Raw genomic sequence first — 21,210 nt, forward strand, 5'->3', positions numbered from 1 at the left:
CGCGGCACGGCGGTCGTGAACAGGGTCGTGGATCAGTACAATAGCCGCACCCGTTCACGCCCACGCCGGCATCCGCCGCCCGACGCCATGGCCCGCCTCATCCCCGACGACTGGAAAAGCCTCGCCGCGACCGGCGCGGCCGAACGCGAGCGCGAAACGCTCGCGGCCCTCGAACACGCGCTGCCCGACGGCTACACCGTGTATCACGGCGTGCACTGGACGCGCGCCGACCAGGCGTTCTCGGTGTTCGGCGAGGCCGCGTTCGTCGTCGTGAGCCCGGCCGGCCGCGTGCTGCTGATCGAGCAGAAAGCCGGCTTCCTGCGCGAAACGCCGAAGGGGCTCGTGAAGGTCTATCTGCAGAAGGAACGCAACGTCCCGATCCAGCTCGCGCGCACGCAGGAAACGCTGCACCGGCGCCTGACGGCCGCGCTCGGCGCGGGTGTCTACGGCGTCGAGGCGCTGCTGTACTGCCCCGACTACTCGATCCGCGACGCGTCGATCGCCGGCGTCGCCGCCGACCGCATCGTCGATGCGTCGCGCAAGGCGCAGCTCGCGCAGGTGATCCTGCGAATCCTGCCCGAGGACGACGAGCACTTTCCGAACGCGCCGAAACTCCACCATTTCCTCGCGGACGAGCTCGCGCTCACGCCCGATACGAGCGCACTCGTCGGGCAGGCCGGCACGCTTGTCACGCGGCTGTCGGGCGGGCTCGCCGCATGGGCGCGCCAGCTCGAATTCGCGCCGTTCCGGCTGCGCGTCACCGGCACGGCCGGCTCGGGCAAGACGCAGCTCGCGGTGCAGGCGATGCGCGATGCCGTCGCGGCCGGCAAGCGCGTGCTCTACGTGTGCTTCAACCGGCCGCTCGCCGACTACATCACGCGCATCGCGCCGCCCGGTGCGAAGATCGCGAATTACCACCAGCTGTGCGACTGGGTCGCGCGCGACGGCGGATATGCGCCGGACTTCCAGGTACCCGGCGAATTCGAACGGCTCGAGGCGCGCTTCGCGCAAACGCCCATTTCCGAACGCTGGCGCTTCGACGTGCTGGTCGTCGATGAAGGACAGGATTTCCATGCGCCGTGGGCGGCCGCGCTGGAACGCCTGCTGGTGCCGGACGGCGCATGGTGGTGGCTGGAAGATCCGCTGCAGAACCTGTACATGCGCGAGCCCGTCGCGCTGCCGGGCTGGGTCACGCTGAAGGCGCTCACGAACTACCGGAGCCCGCGCGATCTGCTCGAATTCGTGCGCGACATCGTCGGCAGGGTCGAGCCGCTCGCGGCCGAGCTGCGCTCGGGCAGCCCGTTCGACGGTTCGGATCCGTCGGTGTCGGCGTACGGGGAAGAAGGCGCGTCGCAAGACGCGTTGGCCGAAGCCTGCGTCGACGCGACCAAGCGGGCGATCACGCACGCGCTGTCGCTTGGCTTTCGCAAGCAGGACATCGCGGTGCTGTCGTATCGCGGCCGCGAAGGCTCGGTGCTCGCGCCGCTCGACCAGCTCGGCCCGCACCGACTCAAGAGTTTCACCGGCAAGTACGACCTGTTCGGCAACCCGGAATATCGCGAAGGCGACGTGCTGCTCGATTCGATCTACCGCTTCAAGGGCCAGTCGGCGCCGTGCGTGATCCTCACCGAGGTCGACTTCGACAGGCTCGACGCGCGTGCCGCGCGCAAGCTGTTCGTCGGTGCGACGCGCGCGACGATGAAGCTGCTGATCGTCGCGTCGTCGCGCGCGGCCGCGCAGCTCGCGGCCGTCTGACGTAATCGGCGGGCGACCGGCGGGCAAGCGCCCGTCGTGTCGCCGCCCTCGGTCGCTCACGCCACCCGGAACGCCCCCACCGCGCGACGCAACCCGTCCGCCTGTTCCTCCAGCGAAGCCGCCGCGGCCGCAGCCTGCTCGACGAGCGCCGCGTTCTGCTGCGACACCTGGTCCATCTGCGACACCGCGCGGTTCACCTGTTCGATCCCGTCGCGCTGCTCGTTCGACGCGGCCGCGATCTCCGTCATGATGCCCGTCACGCGGCCGATCGCCTGCTGGATGTCCTGCATCGTCGTACCGGCCACGCCGACGAGCCGCGAGCCGTTCGCGACGCGCTCGACCGATTCGCCGATCAGCGTGCGGATTTCCTTCGCCGCCGACGCCGAGCGTTGCGCAAGCGTGCGCACCTCGCCCGCGACCACCGCGAAGCCGCGGCCCTGCTCGCCGGCACGCGCGGCTTCGACCGCCGCATTCAGCGCGAGGATGTTGGTCTGGAATGCGATCCCCTCGATCGTGCCGATGATGTCGGCGACCTTCTGCGAGCTCTGGTCGATCTCGTTCATCGTGCCGATCACCTCGCCGACCACGGTCGCGCCGCGTGTGGCGATCTCGCTCGCGGTGTCCGCGCAGGCCTGCGCCTCCACTGCGTTGTCCGCGTTCTGCTTCACGGTCGCGGTGAGCTGCTCCATGCTCGCGGCCGTCTCCTGCAATGCGGACGCCTGTTCCTCGGTACGCTGCGACAGGTCGGTGTTGCCGGCCGCGATCTGGTGCGTCGCCGTCGAGATCGCCTCGGAACCCTGGCTGACCTGGCGCACGGTGTCCGCGAGGCTGCGCTGCATGCCGGTCACGCCGTTGACCAGTTCGGCCATCTCGTCGCGCGACGACCAGCGCACTTCCGACGTCAGGTCGCCTTCCGACAGGCGACGGAAATGCGACAGCAGGCGGTTCACCGGCTGCGTGATCGCGTAATGCAGGCCGATCGCGCAACCGAGGCACGCGGCCAGGCCGAACGCAATACCCGCGATCGCGCCCGCACGCATCCAGCCGTAGTAGGTCTGCGCGGTGTCGTACACCTCCTTGCCGCGTGCGCCCTGGTACGCATCGAGCGCATCGGTCGCCTGCGTGAGCGCAACCGACAGCGGCGGCGCGACCGACATCAGCAGCCGGTCGGCCTCGTCGCGGCGGCCGTCGCGGACCGCGTCGATCATCGGCTTCAGCGCCTGCCCGATCAGCGCCTGGCGCGCGGCATCGAGGCGGCTCGCGAGCGGGCCTTCGTCGCCGTCGTGCGGCATCGACGCGTAGCCGCGCCACGCGGTGTCGGCCTTCGCGAGATAACTCTCGGCCTTCTTGACGAGATCGGGCACGTCCGGCGCTTCCGGGTGCAGCAGCGCGCGGTCGAGCGTCGTGCGCACGATCGTCAGGTTGAGACTGGCCGCCGACAGCGCGGTCTTCGCCGCCAGCTGTTGCGTATAGGCCTCGTCGAGCGCGCGGTTCGAGCTCTGCATGCCGGCGAGGCCGATCAGCCCCGACACGACGAGCAGCGCGGCGACAAGGCCGAGCGTGGAGAAGATCCGCGTGCGGATCGAGAAACGGGAAAACAGGGCGTTCAGGTTCATGACGGGACGTGAGCGGTGAAAAGTGCCGCGGCAATCGGTCCGCAGCACGCTGTATTACGGTTTGCCTGCAAAAAACTTGAGCCCGGCCCCGCTTTCCGGCTGATCCCGGTCAATTTTTCGCGTCGGCAATCTACTGTTACGGTTGCAACAGATCGAGGCTGGGCAGAAATTGACTGGTCAACTATCCGTCGTTATAGTTCGAACCAATTCCCTGCCATGGCAGATATATCGATGACCACCGACACCCTCCTCACTCCGCCGGCCGCCGAAACGGCCCGCCGCGACGCGCCGACCGGGCTGATCGTCGCCGCGCTGCTGCTCGTCATGCTGCTGTCCGCGCTCGACCAGACGATCGTGTCGACCGCGCTGCCGACGATCGTCGGCGAGCTCGGCGGGCTCGACCAGTTGTCGTGGGTGGTCACCGCGTACCTGCTGTCGTCCACCGTCGTGCTGCCGCTGTACGGCAAGCTCGGCGACCTGTACGGCCGCAAGATCGTGCTGCAGGCCGCGATCGTGCTGTTCCTCGCCGGCTCCGCGCTGTGCGGCGTCGCGCAGGACATGACGCAGCTGATCGTGCTGCGCGCGCTGCAGGGGCTCGGCGGCGGCGGCCTGATGGTCGTGACGATGGCCGCGATCGGCGATCTGGTGCCGCCCGATCGCCGCGCGCGTTATCAGGGGATGTTCGGCGGCGTGTACGGCCTCGCGACGATCGTCGGCCCGCTGCTCGGCGGCTTCCTCGTCGAGCACCTGTCGTGGCGCTGGATCTTCACGATCAACCTGCCGCTCGGCTTTCTCGCGCTCGCGGTGATCGGCATGGCGTTCCGGCCGCACACCGCGCACGTGAAGCACCGGATCGACTACATGGGCGCCGCGTTCCTCGCCACCGCCCTCACCTGCGTGATCCTGTTCACGAGCGAAGGCGGCTCGCTGCTGCCGTGGACGTCGCCGCAGCTGTGGATGACGCTCGTGCTCGGCGTCGTCGCGATCGGCGGCTTCATTTACGAAGAACGGCTCGCGGCCGAGCCGATCATGCCGCTCGAACTGTTCCGCCATCGCACCTTCGTGCTGGTCAGCCTGATCGGCTTCGTCGTCGGCATCGCGCTGTTCGGCTCGGTCACGTTCATTCCGCTTTACCTGCAGGTCGTGAAGGGTTCGACGCCGTCGCAGGCCGGGATGCAGCTGTTGCCGATGATGGGCGGGATGCTCGTGACGTCGGTCGTCAGCGGCCGGCTGATCTCGCGGCTCGGCTCGTACCGGATGTTTCCGATCCTGGGCACGCTGACCGGCGGCGTCGCGATGGCGCTGCTGTCCACACTGACGCTCGATACGCCGCTGCACACGATGTATGCGTACATGGCGCTGCTCGGGATCGGGCTCGGCATGGTGATGCCCGTGCTCACGCTCGCCGTGCAGAACACAGTCGAATTCCGCCACATAGGCGTCGCGACGTCGGGTGCGACGCTGTTCCGCTCGATCGGCGGCTCACTCGGCGTCGCAGCGTTCGGCGCGCTGTTCTCGCACGGGCTGCAGTCGCGGGTGATGGCTGCGCTGCCGGCCGGCACGGAGCTGCCGCCCGCGCTCGGCCCGGCCGCCGTGCACCAGTTGCCGGATGCCGTGCGCGACGCGTACCTGCATGCGTTCGCCGGCTCGCTGCACGTCGTCTATCTCGCGGCGGCGACGGTCATCGCGATCGCGTTCGTGCTCGCGTGGTTCGTCGAGGATGCGCCGCTGCGCAAGCACAACTGACTGGCCGATGAACCGCGATGCAGCCGCCGGGCCGCCTCGCGATTCGCGGCCACCCGCCGTTACGGCACCAGCACGACCCCGCCCGTCGTCGCGCGCGACTCCAGCAGCCGGTGCGCATCGGCCGCCTGTTCGAGCGGCAGCCGCGCGCCGATCTCCACGTGCATCCCGCTCGCCAGCCGTTCGAGTGTCGCGCGCGCAGCCTCCCGATAACCGTCGACGTCGCGCGCGATGAAGCCGAGCACGCTCGGCCGCGCCAGCGCGATCGAGCGCGCCGGCCCCAGTTCGTCGAGATCGAACGTGTGCCGTGCGCCGATCGCGGCCACCTGCCCGATGCTCGCGACCATCCCGAACGGACGGACTGCACCGAGCGTGCGCGTCAGCACGTCGCCGCCGATTCCGTCGATCGCGTAATCGACCCCGGTGCCGCCGCCGAACACGCGCGCCGCCGCGACGAAATCCTCCTCGCGATAATCGACGACCGCCTCGGCGCCATGCGTGCGCACGAGCGCGGCTTTCGCGGCCGACCCGACCGTGCCGATCACCCGCGCGCCGAGCGCACGCGCCCATTGCGTCGCCAGCAGTCCTACACCGCCGGCGGCGGCATGCACGAGCACCGTGTCGCCCGCGCCGACCTGCCGGACGCGATGCATCAGCATGTAGACGGTGATCCCTTTCAGCAGCCCGGCGGCCGCTGCGTCATCGCTCAAGCCGTCGGGGATCGGCACCACGCGCTCGGCCGGCATCGTGCGCAGGTTCGCATAGCTGCCGGTCGGCATGCCCGCATACGCGACGCGCTGACCGGGGACGAGATCCGTCACGCCCGGCCCGACCGCATCGATCACGCCGGCCGCCTCGACGCCGAGCGCGTCCGGCAGCGCGGGCAACGGATGCGCGCCCGTCCTGAAATAGATGTCGACGAAATTCACGCCGATCGCGGTCTGGCGAATTCGTACCTCGCCGGCATCGGGCGGCGCGACGGGTGCATCGACGCGGCGCAGCACGCCGGCGTCGCCGTAGCGGTCGATCCCGATCCGGATGGCGGTCGTGGTTTGGGTCATGACGTTCCTCGCAATCGAATGAAGTGACACGATCATCCCATCGTGCATAATCGACCGGAATTCCCTCTGATCGCCCATCTACTGTGCAAAATTCGACCGATCGACCATCCCCGGCCGCGGCCGCGCCGCCGATGAGCTGGGACGACATCCGCTACTTCCTCGCGGTGATGCGCGGCGGCAGCCTGTCGGCGGCCGCGCGGACGCTGCAGGTTCAGCATTCGACGGTCGCGCGCCGCATCGACGCGCTGGAATCCGCGCTCGGCATCCGGCTGTTCGACCGGCTGCCGCGCGGCTGGCCGCCCACCGACGAAGGGCTGCACCTTGCCGAGCACGCCGCACGCCTCGAAGCGGACGCGCATGCGTTCGCGCGCGCCGCCCAGGGTGCGGCGGCACTCGACGGCGTGGTACGCGTATCGGCGTCGCCGGTATTCGCCAGCCATTTCCTCGCGCCGCGCCTGGCCCGCGCGCAGCGCGCGTGGCCGGCGCTGCGGATCGACCTGATGGGCGAGATGCACGCGGCGAACCTGTACGCGCGCGAAGCCGATCTCGCGGTGCGGCTGTCGCGGCCGACCGAGCCGGGGCTCGCGGCGCGCCGGCTCGGCACGATGCGCTTCGCGCTGTGCGCGTCGCCGGAATGGGCGAGCGCGCCGCCCGACACCTGGCCGTTCGTCGGCTACGACGACGCGCTCGCGCAAACGCCGCAGCAGCAGTGGCTCGAGCGTTTCGCGGCCGGGCGCCGTTTCGCGTTCATCGCGAACGACCTCGCCGCGCAGCATCGCGCATGCGCGGCGGGCGCCGGTGTCGCGCTGCTGCCGCGCTTTCTCGTCGACGATCCGGCCGCGCAAGCCGGTGCGCCGCTCGTTGAACTCACCGCCGCGCCGCGTTGCGATATCGAGCGCGAAATCTGGCTCGTCGTCCACCCGGACGTGCGCCGCTCGCCGCGCGTACAGCATGTCGCGGATGCGATCGCCGAGGCGGTGCGCGCGGCGGATGGGCGGCTCTGACGCCCCGGCCTCGTCAGAACCGCTGCTGCAGCCCGGCCATGATCCCCAGCTGGCTCCGCCCCGTTTCGACCGTGCCACCGGCGGCGACCGCCTTGCCTGCGGTCGCGCCGTTCAGCATGTAGCCGACCGACGTATAGACGCGCGTCCGCCTGGACAGCTGATGGTTGGCGCGCCCGGCCAGCAACGTCGCGTTCGCATTGCTCGCGGGCCCGCGTTGCAGATAACGCGTGCCTTGTGCATCGAACGTGACCGCGGGCGTCAGCGCATAGGCCACGCCCGCGAAGACGATATCGGTCTGCAAATGGCCGGCCGCCGCGACGTTGTTCCTGATCCATCCCGCACCGAGCTTCGCTCGCCCCATCACCGCATAGCCGCCGACGACGCCGTGCGTGCTCGTATGGGCGCTGCTGTCGAGCGGCGCCGATGCGCCGGCCCCGCCGCGCTTCACGTCGTATGACACTGCAACGCCAAAGCGCGCCGCGTCGTAAGCGACCAGCGCCGTATATTGCCGGCAGGCGAGCGGATTGCCCGGCACCTGCCCCGCGCAGCCGGTCGCGGAAGGCCCGGCCGGCCCGGCGGCATCGCGGCCGAAGCTGTAGGTGCCGCCGATCGTGAGCCCGCGGAACTTGCCCAGGTAACCGATCGCGTTGTCGCTGCGCGCATTCGGCAGATAGGCGTCGAAGTTGCTCGGCGAATGAATGGACGGCCCGATCACGTCGGCGTTGGCCAGCGCATGGGCCGTCATGTTCATTTGCCTGCCGAGCGTGAGCGTTCCGTATGCGCTGCTCAGTCCCACGTTCGCCTGCCGGCCGAACAGTCTCCCGCCGTAGTTGAGCCGACCGGTGCCGGGCTGAAAGCCGTTCTCCAGCACGAAAAACGCCCGGTTGCCGCCCCCGAGGTCTTCGGTACCCTTCACGCCCCACCGCGAAGGCAATTCGCCGGTCAGATGCGGCATGCCCACCGCCGATCCGCCCTTCGCCGCATGGTTGTAGTACGAAATGCCGGTGTCGACGATGCCGTACAGCGTCACACTGCCCTGCGCCTGTACGGTGCCCGTCGTCGCGGTCAGCGACGATGCGAACACACTCCACCCCAGCATCGCCTTCGACGCCCTTGAATCGAGATGCATGACTGACTGTCCCCTTTCACAGGATGCGGGCCGCGGCGTCGCCGTGCGCGATCGGCCGACGGCCGCGCGCCGGCGCCGCAGATAAGCCGTTCAGGACTGCCGGGCGGACGACACGTGCCGTTCGGCGGCAGAAGCCGCCAGGCCGTGGCGCGACGCCGAGCGCCGCTGATCGATCAAGCCGACCGCGACGGCCGCCACCAGCGCGGGCAGCCCGATCGCCATGAAGTTCTGTGCCAGCGGCAGATCGATGCCTACCAGCACGCCGATGACGATCGGCGCCAGGATCGCGCCGCTGCGGCCCACACCCAGCGTCCAGCCGATGCCGGTCGACCGGATCGACATCGGATAGAACTGCCCCGCGTACGCGCAGTTGACGATCTGCGTGCCGATCGTCGACGCACCCGCGAGGCCGACCAGCACGAACAGCAGCGCGGTCGGCATCGGGTAGCCGAGCAGCGTGATCGACACGGCGGCAAGGAGGTACATCGACACCAGCACCGTCTTGATCGGCAGGCGATCGGCCAGCCAGCCGCCGCCGATCGCGCCGGCCATCGCGCCGGCGTTCAGCACCAGCACGAACGTCAACGCCGAGCCGAGGCTGTAGCCGGCGCCCGCCATCAGCCGCGTCAACCACGAACTGAGCGCGTACACCATGAACAGGCACATGAAGCACGCGATCCAGAACATGACCGTGCTGAACCCGCGGCCGTCGTCGAACAGCTGCCGGACCGGCGCGTTGCCCGTGTGGTCGACGCGCGGAACGACATAACAGTCGCCCGGTTGCCGCCGATAGGCGGGATCGAGCCGCTGCGCGATGCGCGCGAGTTCGTCCGTCCTGCCGTGCCGGATCAGGAACGGCAGCGATTCCGGCATCCATTTCATGAGCAGCGGGACGAGCAACACCGGCGCGCCCGCGGCGACGAACACGGATTGCCAGCCATGGGCGTCGATCATCCCCTTGCCCATGACCGCCGCCAACATGCCGCCGACGGAATAGCCGCTGAACATCAGCGTCACCAGCGTATTGCGCACGCGGCGCGGCGCGTATTCGGTCATGTGGGCGATCACGTTCGGCATGACGCCGCCGATGCCGATGCCGGCGAGAAAGCGCGCGACGCCGAACAGCACGGGCGTCGGCGCCAGCCCGGCCGCCGCGGTAAAGACGCTGAACAACGTCAGGCAGGCCGCGATGGCCCGGCGGCGCCCGATCCGCTCGGCGACGGTCCCGAACACGATGTTGCCGAACATCATGCCGAACAGCGCCGAGCTGACCATGAAGCCGGCCTGCGCGGGGTTGACGCCCATCTCCTTCATGATCGCCGGCAGCGCGATGCCGGCCACCGCCAGGTCGTATCCGTCGAACACGATGATCAGCGCGCACCAGAACAGCACGACGCCGTGCAGCTTGCCCAGCCGCGCATCGTCCGAGAGCGCCTGCAGGTTGATTTGACGCATGGAGCTTCCTTCCTTTTCCAGAGGGGATCCGGGCCCGGCGGTAGCCGTCGCATGACGCGAGTTCGAACCAATACGATCGATCGACCCATCAATTTAGTAGTTGTACGAATCATTGCCGTGAAATGCGCCGCTGTTCGTCCGGCTGCCGGCGCAGTGTAGGAAGCCACAATGATTTCCACTATCCGGAATTTGCAGGCCGCTCGCGAATCCGGTTCGTTTTTCTCGTGCGGCACGCCGCGCGCTATCCGGATCTTTCCCCGGCGGGGACGGGACTATCCGATTCTTGCGAAACTTTCGACAAGCCTGACAAAGATCAATATCATCCTTTCAGGATATCTCGCTCACAAAGAGAAACCGATGTGGCACGACGCGCATCCGCGGCCAGCTGATGTGCTGCGCGAAAAACGCCACGCAGGAGACGCCCCATGCCCCTCACCCCGAATGCGGACGCATTGTCCGCGCTGTATCGGAATTGCGTGTTCCGATCCGGCCTGCGCACGGATGCGCACGAGCAGGTCTCGCTGGAACTGGCCGAGCATGCGCTGCGCTGGAAGCAGGGCGTACCCGACGCAGCGCTGTTCAAGGGGCAACTGAATCACCTGAGCGTCTACGCGCTGCAGTACGGCGCCGAGGTCGAAGTCGCCCCGCGCCCGTTCGACGGCTTTTCGCTCGTTCACACGTCCCTCGCGGGCGGCGCCGAAATCGAGTGCGACGGGCACGTGATGGGCGTGTCCGAAGGGCGCACCGCCGTACTGGCACCGACGTCGCGCGTGCGCCTCCGCTGGCGAACCGGCACCCGGCAGCTGATCGTCAAGGTGCCCGATTCGCTGATGCGCGCAGTCTGCGGCCGCCGGCCCGACGACGCGGCGCCCGGCCTCGCGCCCGGCTTCCTGTTGCCGACGGCGCTCGCGTCGCAGTGGGATCTGATCGCGCAGTCGCTGCTCAACGTGCTCGCCGTTGCCGACGACGGCGGCATACGGGCCGAATGGCGCGACCACTTCGAACAAAGCCTCGCGCTGTTCCTGCTCGTGCATTGCCCGCCGTCGCCCGCCGCCGTGCAAGCCGGCCCGGCGCTGCAAGCGCGCGGCGCCCCCGCGCAAGCCGGATCGCGCGGCGACATCCGGCAGATGGATGCGCTGCACGAATTCATCCACGCGCGGCTCTGCGCGCCGATCTCGCTCGAGGATCTCGCCCGCGCGGCCGGTGTCAGCCTGCGGACGCTGAACGTGCTGTGTCGCCGCTATCACGGCGCGACCCCGATGGAGCTGCTGCGCAACATCCGGCTGGACGCCGCGCGCGTGCAATTGCTGACCGACCCGGCCGCCAGCATCACCGATACGGCGCTGACGTTCGGCTTCGGGCACCTCGGCCGTTTTTCCGCCTACTACTTCGCACGCTTCGACGAATTGCCGCGCGACACGCAGAAGAAGCGGGCGCCGAACTGAACCCCGCGGCGCCGAACGCGCGGTTACCGCCGCAGTCGCCGCCGCTCGCCATCGCCATCGCCGCAGCCGCAGCCGCAGCCGCAGCCGCAGCCGCAGCCACCGCTTTACGCGCCGGGCATTCGCCCGCATAGTAGTGGTTTTCCCGCACCCCACCCTGTCGCTCCGTCGCCATGTCCATCTCGCCAGCCGCCTGCGTCGTCCGCGACGCGATCGACGCCGATCTCGACGCGATCCACTCGATCTATGCGCACCACGTGCACCACAGCGTCGCCTCCTTCGAGGAAACGCCGCCCGACGTCGCCGAACTGCGCGCGCGCCGCGACGCGGTACTGGGCCTCGGGCTGCCGTACCTCGTCGCCGAATGTGACGGCCGCGTGGCCGGCTACGCATACGCGACGCCGTACCGTGCGCGCAGCGCGTACCGCTTCACGATCGAGGATTCGATCTACATCGACGATGCGCAGCGCGGGCGCGGGATCGGCCGCGCACTGCTCGCGGCGCTGATCGAACGCTGCGAGGCCGGCCCGTGGCGACAGATGATCGCGGTAATCGCCGATGGCGGCACCGGCGGCTCGACGTCGCTGCATCGCGCGTTCGGCTTCGAGCCGGCCGGCATGCTGAAGGCGGCCGGTTTCAAGCACGGCCGCTGGATCGATACGGCGCTGCTGCAGCGCCCGCTCGGCGACGGCGCGCGCACGCTCCCCGTCTCGCCATAAGGTCCGGTCATGCGAACGACCGGCTCGCGCCGGCCCTTCATGCGCGTGAACGGACCCTGGCGCGCCACGTCGCGCTAGAATGGCCGCATGTCAAAACAGACTCATTCCACACCCGACGAGGCCGCGCCGGACTCCCGCAACGAGTACACGGTCGACGAGCTTGCGCGCGTGTCCGACACGACCGTGCGCAATGTCCGCGCGTACCAGGATCGCGGCTTGCTCGCGCCGCCGGAAAAGCGCGGACGCGTCGGCATTTACGACGACACGCACGTCGCGCGCCTGAAGCTGATCAACCACCTGCTCGCGCGCGGCTACACGCTGTCGAACATCCAGGACCTGATCAAGGCGATCGACGAAGGCCACGACCTGCGCTCGATACTCGGCCTCGAAAACGCGATCGGCGGCCGCTGGTCGCACGAACTGCCGAAAACCTATTCGCTCGCCGCGCTCGCGCAGATGTTCGGCCCGCAGGCGACCACGCAGCTGTCACGCGTCACCGAACTCGGCCTGCTCGAACGGCGCGGCCTGTCGTTCGTCGCGAAGAGCCCCGCGCTGCTCGAAGCGGCGGCCGCGATGACGAAGGAAGGCATCCCGCCGCGCGAACTGCTCGACGTGATCAGCCTCGCGCGGCCGCATTTCGACGCGATCGCGCGGCTGCTCGTCGATCTCGTCGTGAAGCGGCTCGACCGCTACGACGCCGGCACGCTGCCGCCCGCCACCGACGTGCCCGAGCTGGTCGACGCGATCTGGCGCCTGCGCCCGCTCGCGGCCGTGTTCGTCGAAGGCGAGACGAACCGCGCGCTGGAAACCGCCGCGAGCGCGTATCTCGGCGGCCGCGTCGCGACGATCCTCGACAAAAAGCTCAGCGACGAGGCCGCACGGCAGTCCGGCACGCCGGCATCGGAACACGACGACGAAGCATAGGCGCGCCGCCGTCATATTCATATCGGCAATGCTTCGTTTGCGGGCGCGATCGCCCATGCGACGATTCTTCCAACCGAGCGGCACCGCCGCTCGCCCGAAGACGTTTTGCATGGAGTCCGTTCGATGATTCGTTTCACCCGCTGGATCGCCCGCACCGCCGCCGTCACGCTCGTCACGCTGTCTGCGGCATCGGCCTTCGCACAAGGTAGCGCCGACAAGGTCGTGCGCATCGGCTACCAGAAGGCCGGCCTGCTGTCGGTCGTCAAGGCCCAAGGTTCGCTCGAAGCGCGGCTCAAGCCGCTCGGTTATGGCGTCCAGTGGTTCGAATTCCCGGCCGGGCCGCAGCTGCTCGAAGCACTGAACGCGAACAGCATCGACTTCGGCTACACGGGCGCGCCACCGCCCGTGTTCGCGCAGGCGGCCGGCGTGCACTTCGTCTACGTCGGCGCGGAACCGCCGGCGCCGCACAACGAAGCCGTGCTCGTGAAGGCCGATTCGCCGATCCGTTCGGTTACGGGCCTGCGCGGCAAGAAAATCGCGCTGCAGAAGGGCTCGAGCGCGAACTACCTGCTGCTCGAAGCGTTGCAGAAGGCCGGCGTGCGCTATGACGAAATCCACCCCGTGTACCTTGCGCCGGCCGACGCGCGCGCCGCGTTCGAAAGCGGCAACGTCGATGCGTGGGTCGTCTGGGATCCGTACTACGCGGCCGCGCAAAACACGCTGAAGGTACGCACGCTGTCCGACTACACGGGCCTTGCGGCGACCAACAACTTCTACGAAGCGACGCGGGACTTCGCGCAGCAGCATCCCGACGTGGTCGGCGCGATCCTGAAGCAGGCGCGCGAGACGGGCCTGTGGGTCAACGCACATCCGGCCGACACCGCCGCGCTGATCGCGCCGAAGGTCGGCCTGCCGCAACCGCTCGTCGAGACGTGGATCAAGCGTGTCCCGTTCGGCGCGGTGCCGATCGACGACCGGATCGTCGCGGCCCAGCAAGGCGTCGCCGATGCGTTCTACGCGGCGAAGCTGATTCCGCAGAAGCTGAGCGTGGCCGACAACGCGTGGAGCGACAAGAGCATCGCATCCGCGCTCGCCGCGAAGTAGCGCGAACCCACGCTCGCACACGTCCATGCGAAAAAGGCCGACGGGCATGCTGCCCGCCGGCCTTTTCTGCACTGCCCGACGTTGCGGAATCCGGGCGGCGAGCAACTGCCCGCTTCGCCAACGTCCCCGCTCGGCGCCACCATTGACCCGGTTGCTCTACGTGGTCACGTGCCGGCCGATGGTGTCGGCAGCCGTCCGGCCGTTCATCGCCTGCGCCATCTCCGCGTCACGTTGACCTTTCGGGCGGGCGGCGCCGAAGACCGGGAAACGCGCTTCCTCAAAGATCGTCGTTCGACGACAACCACCCGGGTTCATATGCACCCAGTGCACGTGCCGGATAAAACCATCGCAGCGGCGCATCGTCGATCTGCAATGGCGGGCGAAGCCGCGATGCCGGCCCCCACGATGTGAGCTCGACGTGGTCCGCCCGATCTCGCTGACCGTCGGCGACCAGTTCGACCACCTCGCTCATCGGCTCCGGGCGCAACTGCAAGACGGCCGCCGTGCGCGCCAGCGAGGCGCGGACCTCGGTACCGACACCCTGCATCATTCGCGTCGTCAGCCCGCGGATGGCGGCCGTCGCCATCAGGTAGCCCGTCGCATGGTCGATCGCCTGGACCGGCAGGTTCACCGGTTCATCGCTGCCCGTCACGCGCATGCCCGCCTCGGCGATTCCCGTGCTCATCTGAATGAGGCTGTCGAAGCCGCGCCGGCAACGCCACGCGCCGGTCCAGCCATAGGCGTCGAGCGACACGTCGATGAGCGCGGGATTCAGTTCGCGCCGTTGCGCGGCATCGAGCCCGAGGCGCGCGAGCGCGTCCGGCCGGTAACCGTGCACGACGATATCCGCGCGGCGCAGCAACTGCCTGAGCGTATCGAGATCCGCGGCATCCTTCAGGTTCAGCCGCGCACAGCGCTTGCCGAGGACGACTTCGGGCACCGTACCCGGCTCTTCCCAGCCGTACGGATCGATGCGCAGCACCTCGGCACCCAGGCCCGCGAGAAATCGTGTCGCCACGGGGCCGGCGAGAATGCGCGTCAGGTCGAGCACGCGAATGCCGCGCAGCGGCCGGTCGCTCGAAGGCCGCCACGCATGCGCGACGGCATCCGTCGCGGGATGAACGTGCAGCAACGGTTCGGTTGCGACCGCCTGCCCCTGCGGATGCCCGGCCCACTCCTGCGCCGAGTACATCGCCGCGGCACACCCGCCGCGCTCGACGATCGCCGCCTCCAGCGCACCGGCATCCCAGCGACTCACCGCCTGCGCGACCGACTCCGCATCGGCGGCACAGCCGAGTACCGACAATGCGGCCAGTCGATGATGCGGCGCGTTGGTGTGCAACCTGATCCAGCGATCGCGCGCCCGATAGTTGCCGGCCACCGGATCCCATTGAGGCGGCATCGTCCAGCCCTGCGGACGCAGCGACGTGCCGAACCACAGCGACGCCATGCGCCGGTCGACCTGTACCGCCGGCAACGTTCCTGCCGACGCATGCAGCAATTCGGCGACGGACGTCCCCGCCGCGCCGATTGCCGCCGCGGCCATGTCGGTTACGCGAAACGCAGAGACCAGTTCTCCGGCGCCGCTGAAGCTGCACGATTCGAGAAACGCCGGAGAGCCGCCGGCCGCCAGCCAGAACGTCCGCAGATGGCGCGACACCCGATCCTCGTCGTCCGTGGCCCGTTCCCGCGATATTCGATCGACACGCATGTTCGCCTCGCATGAATTAGGTGACGCAAAGATCGTCTCGCTCGCATTTGCTGTCAACGTTGATTATCCTGATCAACCTGTCGAACGATTCACTCTGTGCACGATGTCGAACTACCTGAATTCGACCGACGCCGCGGCAAGGCTCGGCGTCTCGCGGCAAACGCTCTATGCGTACGTCAGCCGCGGCCTGCTTCGCGCGGAACCCGGCGGCAGCCACCGTGAAAGCCGCTACCTCGCGGCCGACGTCGACCGGCTCGCGGATCAACGCGCACGAGGCCGCAAGCCGAAGGAAGTGGCAAAGGCCGCGCTGAACTGGGGCGCCCCGGTGCTCGAATCGAGCATCACGTTGATCGACGGCGGCCGGCTTTTCTATCGCGGTATGGATGCGCTCGATCTCGCGAGCCGGGCGAGCCTCGAGGAAGTCGCGGCGCTGCTGTGGCGAAACGACGAGCAGACCGCTTTCGGCCGCCAGGCCCCGGCCACGCCCGCGGTACTGCGAACGCTCTTCAGGCACTACGGCGACCAACGTGCCGAGCAGGCACTGCTGCCGCTCTTCACCGTCGCGAGCGAGGATGCGCCGACGGCGATCTGGCAGCAATCGTCCGATCGTCACGCACAGGGCTGCGGCGATCTCGTGCGGATTCTGGCGGCATGCCTGCTGCGCACCCGGATCGATACGGCCCCCGTCCACGTGCAATGCGCGCGGGCATGGGGCGTCGGGCCCGCGGGCGCCGAGCTGATCAGGGCGGCGCTCGTGCTGTGCGCGGATCATGAACTGAACGCGTCGAGCTTCACGGGCCGGTGCATTGCGTCGACGAACGCGAGCCTGCGGGCCGTCGTGGTCGGCGGCCTGGCCGGGCTGTCGGGCGAACGTCACGGCGCCACCACGGCGCGCGGCGAAGCACTGTGGGACGAAATAGGCAATAAGGATGTCGAACGGAAAATGAGCGAGCGTCTCGCCCGAGGTGACGGCTTGCCGGGCTTCGGGCATTCGCTCTATCCCGACGGCGACGTGCGCGCGACGTACCTGTTATCGCGGATCCTGCCGCGCCATCCTCAATGGAACAGGATGCTCGATGCAGGGAGCGCGCTCACCGGCCAGAAGCCCTCCGTGGATCTCGCGCTGGTGGCACTGCGCAGACATTTGCGGCTTCCCGTCGGTGCCGCATTCGGCCTGTTCGCACTGGGCCGCTCGATCGGCTGGATCGCGCACGGGCTGGAGCAGCGCGCGCAATCCGATCTCATCCGGCCGCGTGCGGTTTATACAGGAACATGGCCGGTTGGCACCGGTGTCGAGCCGGATCGCGCGCGATCCCGCGGACGATCGGGAAAGCAGCGAGCGACGCAGCACCACGCTGCTCCGGTCGACGACATGCTTTCCGCTTTCTTCAGGAATCAATAGCTTTTCGCTCGATGCCCCGGGCACGCAACATCGGTGATACGCGAATGCCTCGCCGGCGGACAGAGGCAGCCACCCACTGACGTTTCGCGGATGTCGCCAACGGATCGGCAAGGACCTTCCACGGAATTCCCAGATGGCCCTTTGCCGGATCCACCGGATGCAAACGGCAATCGGCACACCGCGCATCGAGCCGAGCCGACAACGTGCGCGCGCCGCGCCGCCGGCACGCGCGCACCCGGCATGCCTGCTTACTTCAGCGCCCCGCCACCTTCTTCTGCCGCCACAGACACAGCAGGTCACACGCAACATGCGCGGCCGCGATCGCCGTGATGTCCGCGTGGTCGTACGCAGGTGCCACCTCGACCACATCCGCACCGACCAGGTCGATCGCGCCGAGCGCGCGCACGATCGCGAGGGCCTGTGCCGACGACAGCCCGCCCGCGACCGGCGTGCCGGTGCCGGGCGCGAACGCCGGATCGAGGCAATCGATGTCGAACGTCAGGTACGCGGGCCGCGCGCCGACGATGTCGACGATCCGCTCGACCGCCGCGCGCGCACCGTGGTCGTGCACCCACGCGGCATCGAGCCGCTCGATCCCGAGGAAATCGTCGTTCCACGTGCGGATGCCGACCTGCACCGACGTCGCGGGATCGATCAGCCCTTCCTTCACGGCCTTGTAGAACATCGTCCCGTGATTGAGGCTGTCCGGATCGTCGTCGGCCCACGTATCGCAGTGCGCGTCGAAATGGATCAGCGACAGCGGCTTGCCGTAGCGCTCCGCGTGCGCGACCAGCAGCGGATACGTGATGTAGTGGTCGCCGCCGAGCGTCAGCATCTTCGCGCCCGAGCGCAGGATCGTGCGCGCATGCTCGACGATCGCGGGCTTGATCGACAGCGGGTTGTGCGCGTCGAACCAGCAGTCGCCGTAGTCGACGGCCGCGAGATCGTCGAACGGGTTGAAACCCCACGGATACGGGTGAAGCTCCGCGAGCTGCACGCTCGCCGCGCGAATCGCGGCCGGGCCGAGCCGCGCGCCGGAGCGATAGGTCGTCGCGAGGTCGAGCGGCACGCCGGAGATCGCGACGTCGACCCCGTCGAGCGCGCGCGAATAGTTGCGGCGCATGAACGACAGCACGCCCGCATAGGTGTTTTCGATCGACGAGCCGTACGGCGTCGTGCGACGGATCGCGCCGTCGCCATGGAGAAGTTCGGTCATGGTCGGACCATTTTTCGTGGGGGCCGGCCCGCGCCGCGTTGCATCGGCGCGCGGAGCGGGCACGGCATGGATTCATCGGGCACGCACCGGCTTGCGCATCCTGTCACGCGGCCGGGCGGAACAACGACAACGGCAATACCGCGGCGATCATAACAAGCCGAATCGATGTCGTTGCCCCTGCTCGACCGGGGCAACACGTCGAAGAAACCGGGTGAAGGCGTTCGCCCGTCGTGCGCGTGTCAACGCCGGATCGCCACGGCTGCGGCCAGGCGCCTTTGCGTACCCTGCCTGCCGCGTCCTAGAAGGGTTCGCCGGTTTTCCCGCGCCCGTTCTTCCGGATAATGGCCGACAACCGCGCCCTCGACCGTGCGCCGTCCACCGCAGACAACAACAAACCGGAGACACCCGCCTTGATCGCCACGCTTCCCGCCACCTACCGCCGGCTCTGGCCGCTCGCCGTCGTCGCCGCGCTGCTGTACGGGCTGTCGCTCGCTGCCGCCCCCTATCCCTGCCAGGCCGCCGCGAAAGCCGCGATGGGCATCCTGCTGCTCGCGGCGGGCAGCACCTGCGGCGCGGCGCGCGAACGCGCGTGGCTGTGCGCGGCGCTCGTGACCGCCGTGCTCGGCGACGTGCTGCTCGCGCTGCCCGACTGGCCGCTGTCGTTCGTCCTCGGCCTCGGCGCGTTCCTGCTTACGCACCTGTGCTATTGCGCGATCTTCATGCGCTGGCGCGCACGGCCGCACGGCTGGCGCGTCGTCGCGCTCGTCGGGCTGTGGATCGCCGCCCCGGCGTTCTACGTGGCGTTTTTCCCGCGCCTCGGCGAGCTGCTCACACCCGTCGCCGTCTACATGCTTGTGCTCTGCGTGATGGCGAGCTTCGCGCTCGCGGCCCGCACGCGCAGCCCGCTGGTGGCCGTCGGCAGCCTGATCTTCGTCGGCTCCGATACGCTGATCGGCGTCGGCCGTTTCCTCGGCGGCTTTCCGGGTATCGAGTACCTGATCTGGGGCCTCTACGCGCTCGCGCAGGTCACGATCGTGGCCGGGGTTTTCCATGAGACGGCCGCCCAACCGATCCGTCCCTGATACCGTTTCAAACAGACCGCCGCATGCCGGCGGTCTCGTCCGCTCCCTCTCTTGCCCTGCCGACGGCCCTTTCCGCGCATTCCGCGATGCGGGAACCGGCCCGTTCCAAACCCCGCTCAGCCTTTTCCAGCCTGGCTTCCGGCCCTTAGAGCGCCGCTTCTAGCCTCTTGCGGTTTCCAGGTTCACCCACTATCGTTACATCAAACAATGTAACATTCGAAAATGAGCCAAATCGGAGACACCCGGATGAATGCTCGCACGTTGCCTTTCGGTCCGCCCGGCCACGACGGCCTGGACGAAACCATCGACATCGCCATCATCGGCACCGGCTTCGCCGGCCTCGGGATGGCGATCCGCCTGCGGCAAACAGGCGTGACCGACTTCGTCGTCCTCGAGAAGGCCGCGTCGGTCGGCGGCACGTGGCGCGACAATCATTACCCCGGGTGTGCATGCGACGTGCAATCGCACGTCTATTCGTTCTCGTTCGCGCCGAACCCGCGCTGGACGCGCATGTTCGCGCCGCAGCCGGAGATCCGCGCCTACCTGGAAGACTGCGTGCAGCGCTTCGGGATCGGCGCGCACCTGCGGCTGAACCACGAACTGCAACGCGCCGAGTACGACGACGCCGCGCAACGCTGGCGCCTCACGTTCGCGAACGGCAAGCGGCTGTCGGCACGCGTGCTGGTGTCCGGGATGGGCGGCCTGTCGCGCGCCGCGCTGCCGTCGATTCCCGGCGTCGAGAACTTCAAGGGCCGCGCGTTCCACTCGCAGCACTGGGATCACGACTATGCGCTCGAAGGCAAGCGCGTCGCGGTGATCGGCACCGGCGCGAGCGCCATCCAGTTCGTGCCGCAGATCGCGCCACGCGTGAAGGCACTCGCGCTGTTCCAGCGCACGCCGCCGTGGATCATGCCGAAGCCCGACCGCAACCTGACCGGGTTCGAGAAGTGGCTGTTCCGTACGCTGCCGTTCACGCAGAAGGCCGTGCGCAGCGGCATCTACTGGATGCTCGAATCGCGCGTGCTCGGCTTCGCGATCCATCCGTCGCTGATGAAGAACGTGCAGAAGCTCGCGCTGCGCCACATCCGCAAGCAGATTCCCGATCCGGAACTGCGCAAGACCGTCACGCCGAACTACACGCTCGGCTGCAAGCGCGTGCTGATCTCGAACGACTACTACCCGGCGCTGTCGCGCAAGAACGTCGACGTGATCACGACCGGCATCGACCACATCGAAGCCGACGCGGTCGTGACGACCGACGGCCGCCGCCATGAAGTCGACTGCCTGATCTACGGCACCGGCTTCCAGGTGGCCGATCCGTTTCCGCGCGGCGCGATCATCGGCCGCGGCGGGCTCGACATCGTCGACGCATGGCGCGACGGCGCGCACGCGTATCTCGGCTCGACGCTGCCCGGCTACCCGAACTTCTTCATGATCGTCGGCCCGAACACGGGCCTCGGCCACAACTCGATGGTGTTCATGATCGAGTCGCAGATCGAGTACATCCTCGGCGCGTTGCAGGCGATGCGTCGCGAACGCGCGGATGCGATCGAGGTGCGCCCGCTCGTCGAGGCGCAATTCAACAGCGACCTGCAGGGCAAGCTGAAGAAAGCGATCTGGTCGACGGGCGGCTGCAAGAGCTGGTACCTCGATCCGCGCACCGGCAAGAACACCACGCTGTGGCCGGGCTTCACGTGGCGCTTCCGCCAGGCGACCGCGCATTTCTCGATCGCCGATTACCACGCGTATCGCGCGCCGCAACTCGACACCACGGCGCAGCCCGCCGCCGCGCCGGCCGCTGCTGCTTCGACTTCGACTTCCGCCGAAGCGGCCTGAGCCAGACAAGG

At 68.5% G+C, this 21,210-nt stretch carries 16 protein-coding genes; 10 read left to right on the top strand and 6 right to left on the bottom strand.

What is annotated here, in order from left to right:
• Positions 1-87: 87 nt before the first annotated feature.
• Entirely contained in the window at positions 88-1,755 is a 1,668-nt protein-coding gene (locus tag AB3K92_RS17270; RefSeq protein WP_369465488.1) for an ATP-binding domain-containing protein, read from the top strand.
• A gap of 56 nt (positions 1,756-1,811) precedes the next feature.
• Here the strand turns inward: AB3K92_RS17270 and AB3K92_RS17275 are convergent, their stop codons facing one another.
• Positions 1,812-3,371: a methyl-accepting chemotaxis protein gene (locus tag AB3K92_RS17275; RefSeq protein WP_021156877.1), complete on the bottom strand. Its 1,560-nt coding sequence runs from the start codon at positions 3,369-3,371 to the stop codon at positions 1,812-1,814.
• A gap of 231 nt (positions 3,372-3,602) precedes the next feature.
• Here AB3K92_RS17275 and AB3K92_RS17280 point away from each other — a divergent pair, with 231 nt between their 5' ends.
• Complete coding sequence (locus AB3K92_RS17280) at positions 3,603-5,117, top strand: MDR family MFS transporter (protein ID WP_369465489.1); 1,515 nt, start codon at positions 3,603-3,605, stop codon at positions 5,115-5,117.
• Positions 5,118-5,176: 59 nt separating this feature from the next.
• Here AB3K92_RS17280 and AB3K92_RS17285 read toward each other — a convergent pair whose 3' ends face one another.
• Positions 5,177-6,175 carry a quinone oxidoreductase gene (locus AB3K92_RS17285; protein ID WP_042973007.1) on the bottom strand — a complete coding sequence of 333 codons (999 nt, stop codon included), beginning with the start codon at positions 6,173-6,175 and terminating at the stop codon, positions 5,177-5,179.
• Positions 6,176-6,306: 131 nt separating this feature from the next.
• On the opposite strand from AB3K92_RS17285, the gene AB3K92_RS17290 reads away from it, so the two are divergent.
• Entirely contained in the window at positions 6,307-7,179 is an 873-nt protein-coding gene (locus AB3K92_RS17290; RefSeq protein ID WP_059622623.1) for a LysR family transcriptional regulator, read from the top strand.
• A 13-nt stretch (positions 7,180-7,192) separates the two neighbouring features.
• On the opposite strand, the gene AB3K92_RS17295 is transcribed toward AB3K92_RS17290, so the two are convergent.
• Both AB3K92_RS17295 and AB3K92_RS17300 read right to left on the bottom strand, forming a co-directional pair.
• Positions 7,193-8,278 carry a porin gene (locus AB3K92_RS17295; RefSeq protein WP_369465797.1) on the bottom strand — a complete coding sequence of 362 codons (1,086 nt, stop codon included), beginning with the start codon at positions 8,276-8,278 and terminating at the stop codon, positions 7,193-7,195.
• 120 nt (positions 8,279-8,398) lie between these two features.
• Positions 8,399-9,763, bottom strand: a complete 1,365-nt coding sequence (locus AB3K92_RS17300) for an MFS transporter (protein WP_059622619.1) — start codon at positions 9,761-9,763, stop codon at positions 8,399-8,401.
• A gap of 425 nt (positions 9,764-10,188) precedes the next feature.
• Between AB3K92_RS17300 and AB3K92_RS17305 the strand changes: the two genes are divergently transcribed.
• The 4 genes from AB3K92_RS17305 to AB3K92_RS17320 all read left to right on the top strand — a co-directional run bounded on the left by AB3K92_RS17305 (position 10,189) and on the right by AB3K92_RS17320 (position 13,952).
• Positions 10,189-11,208 carry an AraC family transcriptional regulator gene (locus AB3K92_RS17305; RefSeq protein WP_027789343.1) on the top strand — a complete coding sequence of 340 codons (1,020 nt, stop codon included), beginning with the start codon at positions 10,189-10,191 and terminating at the stop codon, positions 11,206-11,208.
• Positions 11,209-11,378: 170 nt separating this feature from the next.
• A complete protein-coding gene (locus tag AB3K92_RS17310; protein WP_048022539.1) occupies positions 11,379-11,924 on the top strand; it encodes a GNAT family N-acetyltransferase in 546 nt (181 codons plus the stop codon).
• Positions 11,925-12,011: 87 nt separating this feature from the next.
• Positions 12,012-12,848: a MerR family transcriptional regulator gene (locus tag AB3K92_RS17315; protein ID WP_021156869.1), complete on the top strand. Its 837-nt coding sequence runs from the start codon at positions 12,012-12,014 to the stop codon at positions 12,846-12,848.
• A gap of 123 nt (positions 12,849-12,971) precedes the next feature.
• Positions 12,972-13,952: a sulfonate ABC transporter substrate-binding protein gene (locus AB3K92_RS17320; protein ID WP_048022540.1), complete on the top strand. Its 981-nt coding sequence runs from the start codon at positions 12,972-12,974 to the stop codon at positions 13,950-13,952.
• A 277-nt stretch (positions 13,953-14,229) separates the two neighbouring features.
• Here AB3K92_RS17320 and AB3K92_RS17325 read toward each other — a convergent pair whose 3' ends face one another.
• Positions 14,230-15,663, bottom strand: a complete 1,434-nt coding sequence (locus AB3K92_RS17325; RefSeq protein WP_369465490.1) for a CoA transferase — start codon at positions 15,661-15,663, stop codon at positions 14,230-14,232.
• A gap of 103 nt (positions 15,664-15,766) precedes the next feature.
• On the opposite strand from AB3K92_RS17325, the gene AB3K92_RS17330 reads away from it, so the two are divergent.
• On the top strand, positions 15,767-17,065 hold the full coding sequence (locus tag AB3K92_RS17330) for a citrate synthase family protein (protein ID WP_369465491.1): 1,299 nt from the start codon (positions 15,767-15,769) through the stop codon (positions 17,063-17,065).
• A gap of 253 nt (positions 17,066-17,318) precedes the next feature.
• Here AB3K92_RS17330 and speB read toward each other — a convergent pair whose 3' ends face one another.
• Positions 17,319-18,281 (bottom strand): agmatinase, encoded by a 963-nt coding sequence (gene speB, locus AB3K92_RS17335; RefSeq protein WP_059589102.1) that lies wholly within the window; start codon positions 18,279-18,281, stop codon positions 17,319-17,321.
• Between the two features lie 410 nt (positions 18,282-18,691).
• Here speB and AB3K92_RS17340 point away from each other — a divergent pair, with 410 nt between their 5' ends.
• The gene (locus AB3K92_RS17340; protein WP_369465492.1) at positions 18,692-19,363 is read left to right on the top strand and encodes a lysoplasmalogenase; all 672 of its coding nucleotides are present in this window, start codon (positions 18,692-18,694) and stop codon (positions 19,361-19,363) included.
• A gap of 246 nt (positions 19,364-19,609) precedes the next feature.
• Entirely contained in the window at positions 19,610-21,199 is a 1,590-nt protein-coding gene (locus AB3K92_RS17345; protein ID WP_048022544.1) for an NAD(P)/FAD-dependent oxidoreductase, read from the top strand.
• Positions 21,200-21,210: the final 11 nt, after the last annotated feature.

Origin of the sequence: Burkholderia sp. Bmkn7, from assembly GCF_041103175.1 — a bacterium.
Classification (GTDB): Bacteria; Pseudomonadota; Gammaproteobacteria; order Burkholderiales; family Burkholderiaceae; genus Burkholderia; species Burkholderia cepacia.